The sequence below is a fragment of the Streptomyces sp. NPDC057137 genome, from assembly GCF_042670825.1.
Taxonomy (GTDB): domain Bacteria; phylum Actinomycetota; class Actinomycetes; order Streptomycetales; family Streptomycetaceae; genus Streptomyces.
On the sequence record NZ_JBHUUW010000080.1, the window covers coordinates 1 to 14,491 of the forward strand.

Consider the following 14,491-nt stretch of genomic DNA (forward strand, 5'->3'; position numbering starts at 1 on the left):
CCGGCGAGCCGATCGGCTCGCCGGGGACCACGTCTCTCTGTGTGTCCGCGCTATCGCGGCTGTTCCTCCTCGTGCAGGGTCTTGACCTGACTGTCCGTCAGGGCCTTGTCGTAGACACGCACCTGGTCGATAGATCCGTTCCAGAAGTCGCCCTTGGCGCCGTCGTACTTGGCGCGGCCGAGCGACAGCGGTCCGGTGCTCACGTCGACCGGGCCGGCGGCGGCGGTCGCGACCGGTGCGCCGTCGACGTACAGCGTGATGTCGTCCGACGCCGAGTCACGGACCCCGACGAGGTGGTACCAGCGGTCCGTCTCCGGCTCGGTCACCAGCCGTGCGCGGTTGCCGCCCGGGGTGCTGAAGGCGAACGCGCCCTGGCCGTACTGGAGATAGAACGGATTCTCCGTACGCCGGCCGTCCTGGCTGACCGCCGTCGCGTAGTTGCCGGGGAGTTCGTCGAGCGTGACCCAGGCCGACACCGAGTAGCTCTTGGTGGTGTCGACGACCGGTCCTTCGGTCTGCGCGTACTGGCCGTCGCCGTCGAAGGCGAGCGCGGAACCGCTGACGCCCGGCGTCCAGGTGGAGCCGCCGACCAGGCTGAGTGCCTTGCCGTTCGGGCCCTTGTCCGTGGCCTTGGTGCCCTTCCCCTCGTCCAGCGGCCAGTGTCCGCCGCCGCTCAGCTCGTCCCGTTCGCCCGCTTCGGCGCCGGCCTTGATGACCTTCAGGTTGATGTCGCGTACGCGCGCCGGGTCGACCTTGATCTGCCTGCGGTCGTAGGTGTAGAAGCCGTTGAGTTCGTTCTCCAGGTCGCTGACCTGGGTGTAGACGGAGCCCGACAGTTCGGCGTTCGCCGCTTCGAGGTAGAAGTCCGTGGTGTTCTGGACGTACTTCGCGGTGAGCGCGTCCTTGTCGGCCACCCCGCTGTAGATCGCGGCGGGCGGGCCGGGCCACATGTGCCCGGGGGTACGGAGCGTGAAGCCGCCGTGCTCACCGTCCATCGCGGCGCGGTGGTCGGGGAACGGGGCGTCGTTGTTGACGTAGTCGTGGTGGTCGATGATCTCGCCCTTGCCCGAATCCCCCTTGGAGGAGCAGCAGTTGACGCCGCTGTGCGCGTTGACGATACGGGAGGGGTCGGTCTGCTTCACCGATTCGGCGATCCGGCCGGTCTCCTCCCGGTTCCACTCGCCCCAGCCCTCGTTGAAGACGATCCAGCCGATGACGGACGGCGAGTTGTGCAGTTGCCGCATCATCTGCTTGCCCTCGTCGACGAAGGTCCGCTGTCCCGCCTCGCTGGTGATGTCGCTGGAGACGAAGTCCTGCCAGACGAGCAGTCCGAGCTTGTCGGCGTGGTGGTAGAAGCGGGCCGACTCGACCTTGATGTGCTTGCGTACGGCGTTGAAGCCGAGCTTCTTCTGCGCTTCGAGGTCGAACTTGAGGGCCGCGTCGCTGGGCTGCGTGTAGAGGCCGTCGGGCCAGAACCCCTGGTCCAGCATGGCGAGGGAGAAGATCGGCTTTCCGTTGAGTACGAGCTTCTGGTAGCCGCCGACCTTCTCGATACCGACGGACCGCATACCGAAGTAGCTGTCGACGCTGTCGGTGGACCGGCCGTCGGTGAGGGTGACGTCGAGGTCGTAGAGGTACGGGTCGCCCGGTGTCCAGAGCCGCTGGTTCTTGATCGGCAGGCGCAGTTCGGTGCCGGGTCGGCCGCTGACCGTCGAGACGATCCTCCCGCGCGCGTCGCGTGCGACCGCCCTGACCTTGGCGTCCGGTGAGGCCTTGGCGGAGTTGACGGTGACGGCCAGGGTGCGCGAGTCGATGTCGGGCGTGGTGACGAGTTCGTCGACGGCCGCCTTCGCGACCGGCTCCATCCAGACCGTCTGCCAGATGCCCGACGACTGGGTGTAGACGATGCCGCCGGGGTCGGTGGACTGCTTGCCCATCGGCTGGTTGGGGCCGTTGGTGTCCGTGACGGCGACGACGATCTCCTGCGGGCCCTTGCCGCCGCTGCGGAGGGCGTCGGTGATGTCGGCGCTGAACGCCGTGTAGCCGCCGGTGTGTTCGGTGACCTGCTTGCCGTTGACCCAGACGCGGGTCGCGTAGTCGACGGCGTCGAAGTTGAGCTTCAGCCGCTTGCCGCTGCCGACCTGCCAGTTCGCGGGGACGGTCACGAGCTTGCGGTAGAACATGTGGTCTTCGTGGCGTTCGAGGCCGGAGAGCTGCGACTCGACCGGGAACGGCACGATGATCTTCTCGTCCAGGTCCTTGCCGAAGACGGGCTTCTCGTCCTTCTCGGCGCCCGCGAACTGCCAAGGACCGTTGAGGTTCTTCCAGTTGTCGCGCACCTGCTGCGGACGCGGGTACTCGGGCAGCGGGTTGTCCGGGTCGAGCTTGTCGCCCCACTCGGTGGTGAGCCGGTGCGTGGACTCGTTGGCCGCCGTGCGCATGATCTCCGGCACGGTCTCGCCGCCGACCTGGAGGCCGCCCTGACCGTCGTAACGGAAGCTGACCCGCTGGTCCTTCTGGACCGGCTCCTTGAGCGTGACGGTCAGGGAGTACGGGTCACCGGGGGTGCGGGCGACGGAGGAGACCGGCATCGGGGTCGTGTCGACCTCGACCTTCAGATGGTCCTTGATCGCCGCGATCGTGCCGCCGACCTTGTCCTCGAAGGTCGCGCGGACGCGGCGGCCGTCCTTCCCGACCGTCAGCGAGACCGGGTAGATCTCGAAGTCGGCGGGCGGGGTGAACGCGGACTCGGGGACGATCTGCTTCTCGGTCCCCGCACCCGACCAGCGCAGGAACATGTTCGCGCCGCCGATGTCCTGGAACATCTCGACGCGGATCTCCTGCGGCTCACCGGCCGTGAGCGTGACCGGTGCGCTGGTCTGCTCCTTGTCCCAGTCCGGCTCCCAGTGGTCGATGACCGCCTTGTCGCCGATCCAGACGCGGAAGCCGTTGTCGCCGGTCGCGTAGAAGGTGTAGTCGCCGCTCGCCGGGGCCTCGATACTGCCGGTCCAGCGGGCGGTGGTGTGTTCCGTACGGCCGGTCAGCGACTCGAACGTCGAGGCCAGGCCCGGGAATTCGATCTGCGGGTCGAGGGCCACTCCCCCGAGGTCGGCGAAGTCGCGCGCGCCGGGCGCGGACATGCTGAAGTACTCGCCCTTGAGGCCGTGCACCTCGCCGGCGGGCGCGGCGGCGGGCGCGGTGTCCGCGGCCGTCGCGGCCGGGGAGAAGCCGGTCGTCGGCAGCAGCAGGGCGACGGCGAGCAGCAGTGAGCGGAACAGGGGGCGGGAGCGCAGCAGTGGGCGGGCGGCGGGCTTTCGTCTCATGGAAGTCCTCGATGTCCTCGCGCGGACGGGGGCGGAAGGGGTTTCGTCCCGGCATTACAACGTTGGAAAGTGTCCGCAGCGGAATGACAGCACGACCGCTCGCCGGGTGTCCAGAGTTACGACACAAGGTGTTCGCGGGACGTGCGTGAGAAATGGTGCTCGTGAGAAATGGTTTGCCGTGGCGCGGGTTCGGCTCTACGGTCGTCCCCATGAAGCGTGCCGCCATGACGACGACGCCGGAGAGTGTCCCGGCGCGCTGACTGCTGATCCAGTTCGAAGCCCCGGGGCGAGTGCCCCGGGGCTTCGTCGCGTGGTCACTCGTTCCGCACCAGCGAGGAGACCACCATGCACGACCACCGCAGGCTCGGCCGCGAGTTGGGCCTGTTCGACACCGACCCGCTGATCGGCGCGGGGCTGCCGTACTGGCTGCCCGACGGAGCGACCGTGCGGCACGCCCTGGAGGAGTACATCCGCGGTGCGGAGCGGCGCGCGGGCTACCGGCATGTGTACTCGCCGGTGCTGGGCAAACGGGAGTTGTACGAGATCTCCGGGCACTGGTCGCACTACAGCGACGACATGTTCCCGCCGATGGAGCTGGGCGGGGAGCAGTTCGTCCTGCGGCCGAGCCTGTGCCCGCACCATGCGCTGATCTACCGGTCCCGCGCCCACAGCTACCGCGAACTGCCGCTGCGGATGGCCGAGTTGGGCGGCATGTACCGCTCCGAGCTGTCCGGGGTGCTGGGCGGCCTCACCCGCGTACGGTCGATTCAGCTCAACGACGCGCATATCTTCTGCACCGTGGACCAGGTGGCCGAGGAGGCGCGGGCCGCGCTGGAGCTGATCCGGCGGGCGTACGACGCGCTCGGCATCCGCCCGGCGCGGTTCCGGCTCTCGCTGCCGGGACCCGGCGGGAAGTACGTCGCCGATCCGGCCCTGTGGGAGCGGTCCGCGGCGCTGCTGACCGAGGTGCTGGACAGCTCGGGCGTCGCGTACGAGGCGGTGGAGGGCGAGGCGGCGTTCTACGGCCCGAAGATCGATGTGCAGATCGCCGACGAGGCCGGGCGCGAATCGACCTTGTCCACCGTCCAGGTCGACTTCCACCAGCCCGAGCGGTTCGGTCTGCGGTACATCGGCGCCGACGGGGCCAGGCACCGGCCGGTGATGATCCACCGCAGTGTCATCGGCAGCGTCGAGCGGGCTGTCGCGCATCTCGTGGAGCGGCACGGCGGCGCCTTTCCCGGCTGGCTCGCGCCGACCCAGGTCGTGGTGCTGCCGGTCTCCGACACCGAACTGCCGCAGGCGGAACGGCTCGTGGAGCGCTGTGCCGCGCAAGGGCTGCGGGCGGAGGTCTCGGGGCCGGAGCACGGCACCCTGGGCGCGCGGATCAGGGCGGCCAGGCTGGTGCCGTACCAGGCGGTGATCGGGGCGCGGGAGGCCGCCGGGGACTCGGTCGCGCTGCGACTGCGGGACGGGCGGCGCGTGGACGCCCTGCCGGCGGGCGAACTGCTCGCGCGTGTCGGCGCGCTGGTCGGTGCCTTCAGCACCGATCTCTGGGAGGAGAAGTAGGAGGGCGAACGAGAGAGTGAACAGCAGAACGAGGCCGGCCGTCGTGCGTCCGGCTCATGATCTTGGGTAGCCGGTTCTCATGTTGAAGCACCGACGTATCCGAATCCTGCTGGTCCTGCTGGCGAGTTGGGCCGCGACGGCCGGGGTGGAGCGGTTCCGCGGGGATCTGCCCTGGCTCACGGCCGTCGTACACGCACTGCCGTGGGCGGCGCTGGTCGCGTTCGTCTGGTGGTTCGCGGAGTGGACCCAGGTGCGGCGCCGCCCCTCCTGACCGGTCGGGCCCGGAGGATGTCTCGTTGGTCTCACCCCGTCGACCGCTGGGAGGCGATTGACGGGGTACCCGGTGCTCAGGGACGGAAGGCCGGCAGACGGCCGGCCCTCCGGACCGAACCGCACTCGGCGGTATCAAGAATGGGGAGTCTCAGATGTACATAGGTCTTGGAACAGTCGTCGTCATCCTGATCGTCATCGTCGTCGTCATGCTTCTGCGTCGACGCTGACCCTCCACCACCGGATCCACATGCTTACTCCAGTCGACAACCATTAGGTTCCGCACTACAGTCGTCTGTATGGAGAGCATTCAGCCCGGTACGCCCGAGTCCCCGCCCCAGACAGCGGCTCCGCTGCTGGGTGAGCCTCTGCCGGTCGAGCTCATGAACACGATCTGGGTCGGCCGGGACGGCGTACACGACGAGCTGACACATCCCGAAGGTCTCGCGGCCTGGCTGCGCGGCGTCCAGCCGCGCCTCTCAACGGCCGGCGGACCGTCCCTCGCGCAGCTGCCGAACCCGTCGGCGGAAGATCTCCGACGGTTCCGGCGGCTGCGCGACGCGCTGCGCCTCCTCGCCGCCGTCACGACCGGCGACACACGGGACACGCGTGGCGCGGGGCTCGCCCCGGACACCGTCCCCGGCGTCGCGTCCGACGCCGCCCCCCTCACGACGGCGGTCGCCGCCGTCAACGAAGCCTGCGCGTACGCGCCCTCCTGGTCCGCACTGGAGTGGACCGGGGCCGTCGGGCCGACCCGTACGGATGTCACGAACGGCACCCCGTACGCGCGGATCCTCTCGCGCGTCGCGGAGGAGGGGGTACGCCTCTTCACCGGGCCCGGCAGGGCCGAGTTGCGGGCCTGCCACGGTCCGCGCTGCGTGCTGTATTTCGTGCGCTCCCACCCACGCCGGGAGTGGTGTTCCGCCGACTGCGGAAACCGCGCCCGGGTGGCCCGCCACTACCGGCGCCACCGCGACGCCGGCGAGGCGGCGAAGGCGTGAGCCGACACCCCGCAGGGGCGTGAACAGGCGCCCCGCAGGGATGCGAACCGACACAGACACTCGGGGCCTCAGACAAGGAGTCCGTCATGGTCAACGTCCATCACCGCTACGCGACCGTCCAGGGCCGAGAGCTGTTCTACCGGGAGGCCGGCCCGGCCGACGCGCCCGTGCTCGTCCTGCTGCACGGCTTCCCCACCAGCTCGTTCATGTTCCGCCACCTCATCCCGGAGCTGGCGGACCGCTATCACGTCATCGCCCCCGACCACCTCGGCTTCGGTCTGTCCGACGCGCCGCAGGTCGGGGAGTTCGACTACACCTTCGACGCCCTCGCCGACCTGACCGGGCAACTGCTCGCCGGACTCGGGGTGTCCCGGTACGCCATGTACGTCCAGGACTACGGCGCCCCCATCGGCTGGCGCCTGGCGCTCAAGGACCCGGACGCCATCACGGCGATCATCACGCAGAACGGCAACGGGTACGAGGCGGGCCTCGTCGAGAACTTCTGGGGGACCGCCCGCGCCTACTGGCGCGAACAGACCCCCGAGACCGTGGGCGCCATCCGAGAGGCCCTCAGCCTGGACACGATCAAGTGGCAGTATCTGCACGGCGTACCGGACCCGAGCCTCGTCAGCCCCGACACCTGGCTGCACGACCACGCTCTCGTCTCGCGTCCTGGCAACGACCGCGTCCAGCTGAAGCTGCTGCTCGACTACGCCAACAACCTGCCGCTCTACCCGCCCCTGCACGCCTATCTGCGTGACCGCCGGCCTCCGCTGCTGGCCGTCTGGGGCAAGAACGACGAGATCTTCGGCCCGGCCGGCGCGGAGGCGTTCACCGCCGATGTGCCCGACGCGCAGGTGCACCTCGTCGACGGAGGCCACTTCCTGCTCGAAAGCGCGCTGGACGAGGTCGCCGAGCTGATCCGCACGTTCCTCGCGAAGGCGGACCTGCCGGCCGGCTGACGAACCGGGTCCGCCCCCGGCGAGAACGACAGGACACCCGCCAAGGCAAGAGCCCCGGCCGACACACCGCGCACTGCCCGTCCCGCCCGCACGGCGAGTGGAGAATCCAGAAATGACGGATTCCTCATCAGCCGCCGAATACACCGGGCGGACCGAGTGCGGTGGGCCGACGCGGACGCCGTGGCGGGCGTTCCTGCGTACCGAGACCGGGAGCGCGGCCGTCCTGCTGGTCGCGGTGATCGCCGCGCTCGCCTGGGCGAACGCCGACCTCTCGTCGTACGACCGCTTCTGGCGGACGCACGTGGGGCTGTCGTTCGGGTCGCGGAGTCTGTCTCTCGAAGTACGCGACTGGGTCAACAGCGGTCTGATGGCGGTGTTCTTCTTCGTCGTCGGGCTTGAGGCGCGCCGCGAACGGGACATGGGCGAGCTGCGCGACGGGCGGCGGATCGCGCTGCCCGTGTTCGTCGGGGTCAGCGGCATGCTCGTGCCCGTCGCGATCTATCTCCTCGTCAACGCCGGGCACGGCACCACCCACGGCTGGGGTGCCGCGATGTCCACGGACACGGCCTTCGCCCTGGGCATGCTCGCCCTGCTCGGCAGGCGGCTGCCCACGGGGCTGCGTACGTTCATCCTGGCCGTGACCGTCGTCGACGACTTCGTGGCTCTCGGGGTCATCACCTTCGCCTACAGCGAGCGCGTCCATCCCGTCGCGCTGGTCGTGGCCATCGGCATCCTCGGTGTGATCGTGCTGCTGCGCTACCAGGGCGTACGCCAGGGCGGCTGGTACGCGCTGCTGGCGGCGGCCGCGTGGGTCGCGCTGTGGGAGTCCGGTGTCGACCCCGTCGTCATCGGGCTGATCATGGGGCTGCTCACCTCCGCGTATCCCGCCGCCCGCGGGGATCTGGAACGGGCCAGCGGCCTCTTCCGCCGGTTCAGGGAACAGCCGACGCCGGAGCTCGAACGCTCCGCGCGGATCGGGCTGGCGTCGGCGATCTCGCCGAACGACCGGCTGCTGCGGATGTACCACCCATGGTCCAGCTATGTGATCGTGCCGGTGTTCGCGCTGGCCAACGCCGGTATCCCGATCACCGCCGAGGAGTTGTCGCAGGCGTTCACCTCCCCCGTCACGCTGGGCATCGTGTGCGCCTTCGTCGTCGGCAAACCGATCGCGGTCCTCACCGCCTCGTGGCTGACCGCGCGCCTCAGCCACGGCCGGCTGCGCCCGCCCGTGGGCTGGGGCGCCGTCGCCGCCGGCGGGACAATCGCGGGTGCCGGGTTCACGGTGTCGCTGCTGATCGCCACCCTGGCCTTCGACGGTGAACAGCTGGAGAACGCGAAGATCGGCACGCTCACCGCCCTGATCTGCGCGTTCGCGGTGACCTGGGCCGTCAGCGCCGTGATCGGGCTGCTGCCGAAGCGGCGCCGTAACCGCGCCCTGCTCGGCACGGCCGAGTCGATCGTCGACCTCGCGGTCATGGTCGATCCCGAACTCGACAAGATCCGCGGCCCGTTGGACGCCCCGGTCACGGTCGTGGAGTACGGCGACTTCGACTGCCCGTACTGCGGGAAGGCCGAACCGGTCATCCGGGAGCTGCTGGCCGACTTCGGCGACGTCCGCTACGTATGGCGGCACATGCCGCTGACCGATGTGCACCCAGGTGCGATGCTCGGCGCCGAGGCGTCGGAGGCGGCGCACGACCAAGGGGCGTTCTGGGGCATGCACGATCTCCTGCTGGCGCGCGAGGGCACGCTCCGGTTCACGGACGCGCTGCGCTTCGCCGCCGATCTCGGTCTGGACACCGAGCGCTTCGAGCGGCACCTGCGGCGTCACAAGGGCGCGGGGCGGATCGCCGACGACGTGGACTCGGCCGACGTCAGCGGGGTGTCCGGGACGCCGACGTTCTTCATCAACGGGCGCCGCCACCACGGGGCGTACGACATCGACCATCTCTCGGCGGCGGTGCGCACCGCCCGGCAGCAGGCGGCGCTCACCGAGCCGGAGTCATGACGCCGGAGAGCCGTTCCCTCAGGTGTTCAACGGGTCGCCGTCCACGGCCAGTTCGGCCGCCGCGCGGGCAAGGGTGGGGCGGTGGCCGAAGAGGCCGGGCAGGCCGCCCGAGTGCAGGAAGACCGTACGGCTGCCCGGTGTGATCTCACCGGAATTGACCGCGGCCGTCAGCCCGGCCATCGCGCGACCGGTGTAGGTGGGGTCGAGCACCATGCCCTCGGTGCGGGCGGCCAGGGTGAGGGCGGTCATGACCGGTTCGGTGAGCGCGGGATAACCGGCGCCGACCTGGTCGAGGCGGATACGCAGGGACTCCGGGGAGAAGTGCGTACCGGAGAGCCCGGAGACCAGGTCCGACACGACGCGGGCCGGCTCGTCGACGGCTCCGCAGTCGACGCCCAGTACCCGCTCGGGCCCCAGCGCGTCGACCAGTCCGGCCATGGTGCCGCCGGAGCCGAGCGCGACCACGACGGACGTCAGGTCGGGTGCCTGGGTGAGGATTTCCTGTCCGCACTCGACGTAGCCGCGCGCGCCGAGCACGCTGGTGCCGCCGAAGGGGATCAGCGCGGGGACGGCGCCCCGGTCCCGCAGCGTGCCCGCCACATGCCGGGCGGTGGCGGCTGTCTCGTCCCTGCCGCCTTCGCCGGCCCACACCACCCGCGCGCCGAACAGGCCGTCGAGCGTGAGATTGCCGGACTCGGACGATCCGGGTCCGCCGGCGAGTACGAGAACGACGTCGAGCCCCAGCCGGGCGCCGGCCGCCGCGGTGAGGCGGGCGTGGTTGCTCTGCGGCGCGCCGGTCGTCACGAGGACCGTGGCGCCGTCGGCCAGCGCCGCCCCGCAGGTCCATTCCAGTTTGCGTACCTTGTTGCCACCGCCGCCGAGGCCGACGAGGTCGTCGCGTTTGACCCACAGGTCGTCGGCGCCGAGGCCGAGTGCGCGGGCCAGGCGTGGCATCGGTTCGAGCGGGGTCGGCCAGCTGCCGAGCGTGGCGCGGGGCGGCTCGACGCCGCCCGTAGACGTGGTCACCATGGTTCTACTCTGCCTGCCCGATCCGCGACTCGCCGCTCGCGGCGTCCTGCCCCGCGCGCCGCGCCGGACAGCCACGCCGACCTACCGGTCCTCGTGGGCCTCGTGGTCCGGTGGTCTATTCGGTGTCGGTGGACGTGCGCCCGACCAGCCGTTCATAGCGCTGGCGAGCGGCCTGCGGAGTGCCGAGACCGAGACCGAAAGCGACCTCCTGCCAGGTCATCCCCCTGCCCCGCGCCATCTGGAGCAGTCCCGCTTCCAGTTCGTCCATGTCCCCACGGGCGCGCGGTACGAGGCTCAGTGCGGCGGTGATGTCGGCCCGGTCCACCTCCGGCTCCCCCTCCTCAGGCTTCGCCGCCCCGCTGAGCAGGAACGACACCAGCCGGACGGCTTCGTGCGGCGCGATGACGGACGGGTGCGCCTGCCTGCGGCGCTGAGCGTCGGTGGCCGCGTGCCGCTCGGCGATACGGAACAGGGACGCGTGCACGCGGTGCGCACGGGCCTGGTCCGGGTGCGGAGCGGTGAAGGGGTCGGAGGCGTGCTGGTCAGGTGTCGATGGCATACGGCAAGCATGCTTCGACACACATCACAGTGTCAACTGATCGTGTTGAACAGTTCGTTCAATACCTGTTCGACCCGTGACTCACGGGCGGTACACCTCGCCCGGCTTCGGGACCGCCGGCGCGAAGAGCTGGGGAACGGTCACGAAGGTGAAGCCACGCTTCTTCAACTTCTCGATGATCCCGGGCACGGCCGGAACCGTCCCGTCGTAGATGTCGTGGAGCAGGATGATCCCGTCGGCGGACGCGTCGTCGAGGATGCGGCGCTCGATGAGGGCGGAGTCGGTCGTGGAGTAGTCCTTGGCCGTGGCGCTCCACAGGATTTGCGACAGGCCGAGGTCACGGGAGATGTCCGTGACGTCGTCGTTGGTACGGCCCTGGGGCGGGCGCATCAGCGTGGGCCTGTGCCCGGTGATCTTGGCGATGGCGTTCTGTGTGCGTCCGAGTTCCTCACGTATCCCGTCCCGGTCGAGATCGGTGAGTATGCCGTGGCTCCAGGTGTGGTTGGCGACTTCGTGCCCCTCGTCGGCGATGCGGCGCACGGTGTCGGGATGGGCCAGAACGTGGTTCTTTCCCAGCAGGAAGAAGGTGGCCGGCACCTTCTTCTCCTTGAGGATGTCCAGCAGCCGGGGCGTGTCCTTGCCGGGGCCGGCGTCGAAGGTGAGGGCGATGCACTTGGCCTTGGCGCAGTCGACGGAGCCGTACGCCCCCTTGCCGTCACCAGCCGCGTCACCTCTGACCGAGGCGGGCGAGACGGTCTGCGTCCCGCAGCCGGTGAGGGTCAAGGCAAGGGTCGCGACGACGGCGAGCGCGGCGGCGGCCGTACGGCGCACGGGTGCGAATGAGCCGTTTTCGGGCATGGCGGAGCTGGGTGTGGCGTTTTTGGGCATGGCGGAGCTCTCTCTGCGTGCTGTGTCTGTGTTCTGCGCCTGTGTTCTGCGTCTGTGGTTCGCGGCATGCGGCCGTACGGGCGGAACCGGCGCGACGGAACCCGCCCCGGGGTCCCGCGACGGTGCGCGCGAGCGGGGTTGTGCGGGAGTGGGGCGCGGGGGCGCCGCGTGAAGGAAGTGGCCCTCAGAAGGGCGAGTGCTTACATCCGGATCCCGTCACCGCGAGCGGGCGCGGGGGCGGCCGGATGGGGCCGGGCAGGGCAGAACAAGCCAGGCCAGGCGGGGTCCCATGACATGCGAGTCACTATACACACGCTGTATACGCGGAGTGCATAGAGGTCCGGAAGTCGCCCATCGAAGGACGGCAACACGGTGAACCCGCTCAATTCGTACGTTGGAGTGCCCCGTTACGGGAACACGGTCCGGGACAGCCGAGGTCCAGGTCCCGAGCCGAAAGGCGGGCCCCGGGCCCTCTCAGCAGGAGGCCGCGGAGACGATGGACGCCAACCTCACGTTCACCCTGGTCGTCGCCGCCGTCGCGGTCGCGGTCGTCGCGATGCTCGTCGCGACGGTCGTTCTGTTCGTCAAGGTCTTCCGGACCCGCCGGCTGCTGCTCCAGGCAGGGGTGCCGCTGACCAACCGCGCCGCGTACTGGGGAGCCCTCATCTATGTGGTGAGCCCCGTCGACCTGCTGCCCGACCCCGTCTACCTCGACGACATCGGCGTCCTGCTGCTCGCCCTGCGCTCCCTGCACGCGGCGTCGGCCGGTGCGGTGGCTCACGTCCAGGGCCGTGAACGCAAAGGATCGCGGACGAGAAGCACTCGTCCGCGATCCCTCGGTTCCCCGTGAAGGAGCCCTGCGGGGCTCCGATTGATCAGCTGAGCCGGTGGACCAGCTGGGTGTTCAGTTCGTAGCGCGCGCCGACTATCTCAAGCTCACCCGCGGCCACCTTGGCGGCGAGGTCGGCGTCCGCCGCCAGGCTTGAACGGACCAGCTCCACCTGGGCGTTGACCGTGGCGTCCACGCGCGCGTCGCCCTCCTGCGAGTGGTCGATCGCGGGCTTGATCTGGTCGGCCAGATACTGGATGTGGGCGGGCAGGGGCTCGCCCGTCTCCTCCGCGTGCACGGCGGCGGCGACGGCGCCGCAGGACTGGTGCCCGAGGACCAGGACCAGCGGGATGCCCAGCTCCAGGACGCCGTAGGCGATGCTGCCGCGGACAGCCTCGTCCAGGACCTCACCGGCGGAACGGACGGTCATGAGGTCGCCGAGCCCCTGGTCGAAGACCAGCTCCGGCGGTACGCGCGAGTCGATGCAGCCGAGTATCAGCGCGAAGGGGTCCTGGCCGGACACCAACGCCTGCCGCACGGACTGCGACTCGTTCGGGTGGTGCTGATTGAAGGTGCGCCACCGGCGGTTGCCCGTGGAGAGTTCCGCCAGCGCGGCGGCGGGAGTGGTGGGCCTCTTGGAACGCGAAGTGGGAGTCCGGGTGGCGGCACCCGCCGGCGAACCGGCGATGAGTCCGCTTCCGGCCGCGGTGGCGACCGCCGCGGTGGCAACGGAGGCGCGGAGCAGCGCGCGGCGGCTGGTCGCCACCGGCATCTGAGCATGTGTGGTCATCTTCACGCACGGACGTTAACGCCCGTAACATTAAAGGACTTTCATACATGGGAAGTCTTGGGTGTCTCTTGAATATCCCTTGGCTATAAATGACCTGAGCGTGACCACTGACGATCGATTCGCGACGTCCAGTGATCGACGAAACGCTTCTCGCGCGTGCGCGCGCGAGGCAGTCCGCGAGGCCGAACTGCGCCTGGAGCGACTGGAGTTCACCTTGACGACACGTTCCGTTCAGCTACCGCCGCTCAGTGGAAGACACCGCTGTACGCGTTGAGGGCGGGCTGGCCGCCGAGGTGCGCGTACAGCACGTTCGAGGCCGCCGGGATGTCTCCCCCGCGTACGAGATCGATCAGCCCGGCCATCGACTTCCCCTCGTACACCGGGTCGATGATCATGCCCTCCAGGGAGCCCGTGAGCCGGACGGCATCGAGCGTGGACTCCACCGGAATGCCGTAGAGGTCCCCGGCCCAGCCGTCCAGGACGGTTATCTCGTCGTCCCGCACGTCCCTTCCCAGGCCGATGAGTTCGGCGGTCGCGCGGGCGATCCTCGCGACCTGGGCGTAGGTCTCGTCGATCTTGGCCGAGGCGTCGATGCCGAGAATCCTGCGGGGACGGTCCTGGCCGGCGAACCCCGCGATCATGCCCGCCTGTGTGCTGCCCGTGACGCTGCACACCACGATCGTGTCGAAGAAGACGCCCAGTTCGCGCTCCTGGCGCTCGACCTCGTAGGCCCAGTTGGCGAAGCCGAGCCCGCCGAGGGGATGGTCCGAGGCGCCGGCCGGGATCGCGTACGGGGTGCCGCCCCCGGCCTTCACATCGGCCAGGGCGCGGTGCCAGCTGTCCTTCTCGCCGATGCCGAACCCCGCGTCGGCCAGGCGCACTTCGGCGCCCATCATGCGGGAGAGCAGGATGTTGCCGACCTTGTCGTTGACGGCGTCGGGCCAGTCGACCCAACTCTCCTGGACCAGAACCGCCTTCAGCCCGAGCCGGGCGGCGACGGCCGCGACCTGCCGTGTGTGGTTGGACTGGATGCCGCCGATGGTGACGAGGGTGTCGGCACCCTGCGCGAGGGCGTCGGGGACCAGATACTCCAGCTTGCGGGTCTTGTTCCCGCCGTACGCGAGACCGCTGTTGCAGTCCTCGCGCTTGGCCCAGATACGGGCGCCGCCGAGGTGGGCGGTGAGGCGGTCGAGCGGGTGGACGGGGCTGGGGCCGAAGAGGAGGGGATGACGCGGGAAGCCGTCGAGGTTCATCTGATGCTCCTGA

The 14,491-nt window shown here is 69.8% G+C and carries 12 protein-coding genes; 6 read left to right on the plus strand and 6 right to left on the minus strand.

The annotated features are described in order from the left end of the window. Window positions 1-50: 50 nt before the first annotated feature. Entirely contained in the window at window positions 51-3,323 is a 3,273-nt protein-coding gene (locus ACFT9I_RS35610) for a LamG-like jellyroll fold domain-containing protein (protein WP_382571420.1), read from the minus strand. A gap of 345 nt (window positions 3,324-3,668) precedes the next feature. Here ACFT9I_RS35610 and thrS point away from each other — a divergent pair, with 345 nt between their 5' ends. From thrS to nhaA, 5 genes are all read left to right on the plus strand, one after another. Further along, complete coding sequence (gene thrS / locus ACFT9I_RS35615; RefSeq protein WP_382571422.1) at window positions 3,669-4,889, plus strand: threonine--tRNA ligase; 1,221 nt, start codon at window positions 3,669-3,671, stop codon at window positions 4,887-4,889. Between the two features lie 79 nt (window positions 4,890-4,968). After that, window positions 4,969-5,160 (plus strand): hypothetical protein, encoded by a 192-nt coding sequence (locus ACFT9I_RS35620; protein WP_382571423.1) that lies wholly within the window; start codon window positions 4,969-4,971, stop codon window positions 5,158-5,160. Between the two features lie 298 nt (window positions 5,161-5,458). Then, window positions 5,459-6,160 carry a CGNR zinc finger domain-containing protein gene (locus tag ACFT9I_RS35625; protein ID WP_382571425.1) on the plus strand — a complete coding sequence of 234 codons (702 nt, stop codon included), beginning with the start codon at window positions 5,459-5,461 and terminating at the stop codon, window positions 6,158-6,160. Between the two features lie 86 nt (window positions 6,161-6,246). Then, window positions 6,247-7,122 carry an alpha/beta fold hydrolase gene (locus ACFT9I_RS35630; RefSeq protein ID WP_382571426.1) on the plus strand — a complete coding sequence of 292 codons (876 nt, stop codon included), beginning with the start codon at window positions 6,247-6,249 and terminating at the stop codon, window positions 7,120-7,122. 112 nt (window positions 7,123-7,234) lie between these two features. Next, window positions 7,235-9,130 carry a Na+/H+ antiporter NhaA gene (nhaA, locus tag ACFT9I_RS35635; protein ID WP_382571428.1) on the plus strand — a complete coding sequence of 632 codons (1,896 nt, stop codon included), beginning with the start codon at window positions 7,235-7,237 and terminating at the stop codon, window positions 9,128-9,130. A gap of 18 nt (window positions 9,131-9,148) precedes the next feature. Here nhaA and ACFT9I_RS35640 read toward each other — a convergent pair whose 3' ends face one another. The 3 genes from ACFT9I_RS35640 to ACFT9I_RS35650 all read right to left on the minus strand — a co-directional run bounded on the left by ACFT9I_RS35640 (window position 9,149) and on the right by ACFT9I_RS35650 (window position 11,576). Then, window positions 9,149-10,159 (minus strand): D-cysteine desulfhydrase family protein, encoded by a 1,011-nt coding sequence (locus ACFT9I_RS35640; protein WP_382571429.1) that lies wholly within the window; start codon window positions 10,157-10,159, stop codon window positions 9,149-9,151. A gap of 115 nt (window positions 10,160-10,274) precedes the next feature. After that, window positions 10,275-10,718: a DNA-binding protein gene (locus ACFT9I_RS35645; protein WP_382571430.1), complete on the minus strand. Its 444-nt coding sequence runs from the start codon at window positions 10,716-10,718 to the stop codon at window positions 10,275-10,277. A gap of 81 nt (window positions 10,719-10,799) precedes the next feature. Next, the gene (locus tag ACFT9I_RS35650) at window positions 10,800-11,576 is read right to left on the minus strand and encodes a polysaccharide deacetylase family protein (RefSeq protein ID WP_382571453.1); all 777 of its coding nucleotides are present in this window, start codon (window positions 11,574-11,576) and stop codon (window positions 10,800-10,802) included. A 526-nt stretch (window positions 11,577-12,102) separates the two neighbouring features. Between ACFT9I_RS35650 and ACFT9I_RS35655 the strand changes: the two genes are divergently transcribed. After that, window positions 12,103-12,456 (plus strand): YkvA family protein, encoded by a 354-nt coding sequence (locus tag ACFT9I_RS35655; RefSeq protein WP_382571431.1) that lies wholly within the window; start codon window positions 12,103-12,105, stop codon window positions 12,454-12,456. Window positions 12,457-12,481: 25 nt separating this feature from the next. Here the strand turns inward: ACFT9I_RS35655 and ACFT9I_RS35660 are convergent, their stop codons facing one another. Both ACFT9I_RS35660 and ACFT9I_RS35665 read right to left on the minus strand, forming a co-directional pair. Beyond that, the gene (locus tag ACFT9I_RS35660; RefSeq protein WP_382571455.1) at window positions 12,482-13,225 is read right to left on the minus strand and encodes a carbonic anhydrase; all 744 of its coding nucleotides are present in this window, start codon (window positions 13,223-13,225) and stop codon (window positions 12,482-12,484) included. 245 nt (window positions 13,226-13,470) lie between these two features. Then, complete coding sequence (locus ACFT9I_RS35665; RefSeq protein ID WP_382571432.1) at window positions 13,471-14,478, minus strand: 1-aminocyclopropane-1-carboxylate deaminase; 1,008 nt, start codon at window positions 14,476-14,478, stop codon at window positions 13,471-13,473. Window positions 14,479-14,491 lie beyond the last annotated feature (13 nt).

Excerpts from the sequence above, each read along its gene's own strand:
- ACFT9I_RS35630 (WP_382571426.1), top strand. The coding sequence starts at position 6,247 with ATGGTCAACGTCCATCACCGCTACGCGACCGTCCAGGGCCGAGAGCTG.
- nhaA (WP_382571428.1), top strand. The coding sequence starts at position 7,235 with ATGACGGATTCCTCATCAGCCGCCGAATACACCGGGCGGACCGAGTGC.
- ACFT9I_RS35655 (WP_382571431.1), top strand. The coding sequence starts at position 12,103 with ATGGACGCCAACCTCACGTTCACCCTGGTCGTCGCCGCCGTCGCGGTC.
- ACFT9I_RS35640 (WP_382571429.1), bottom strand. The coding sequence starts at position 10,159 with ATGGTGACCACGTCTACGGGCGGCGTCGAGCCGCCCCGCGCCACGCTC.
- ACFT9I_RS35610 (WP_382571420.1), bottom strand. The coding sequence starts at position 3,323 with ATGAGACGAAAGCCCGCCGCCCGCCCACTGCTGCGCTCCCGCCCCCTG.
- ACFT9I_RS35665 (WP_382571432.1), bottom strand. The coding sequence starts at position 14,478 with ATGAACCTCGACGGCTTCCCGCGTCATCCCCTCCTCTTCGGCCCCAGC.
- ACFT9I_RS35645 (WP_382571430.1), bottom strand. The coding sequence starts at position 10,718 with ATGCCATCGACACCTGACCAGCACGCCTCCGACCCCTTCACCGCTCCG.
- ACFT9I_RS35625 (WP_382571425.1), top strand. The coding sequence starts at position 5,459 with ATGGAGAGCATTCAGCCCGGTACGCCCGAGTCCCCGCCCCAGACAGCG.
- thrS (WP_382571422.1), top strand. The coding sequence starts at position 3,669 with ATGCACGACCACCGCAGGCTCGGCCGCGAGTTGGGCCTGTTCGACACC.
- ACFT9I_RS35650 (WP_382571453.1), bottom strand. The coding sequence starts at position 11,576 with ATGCCCGAAAACGGCTCATTCGCACCCGTGCGCCGTACGGCCGCCGCC.
- ACFT9I_RS35620 (WP_382571423.1), top strand. The coding sequence starts at position 4,969 with ATGTTGAAGCACCGACGTATCCGAATCCTGCTGGTCCTGCTGGCGAGT.
- ACFT9I_RS35660 (WP_382571455.1), bottom strand. The coding sequence starts at position 13,225 with ATGACCACACATGCTCAGATGCCGGTGGCGACCAGCCGCCGCGCGCTG.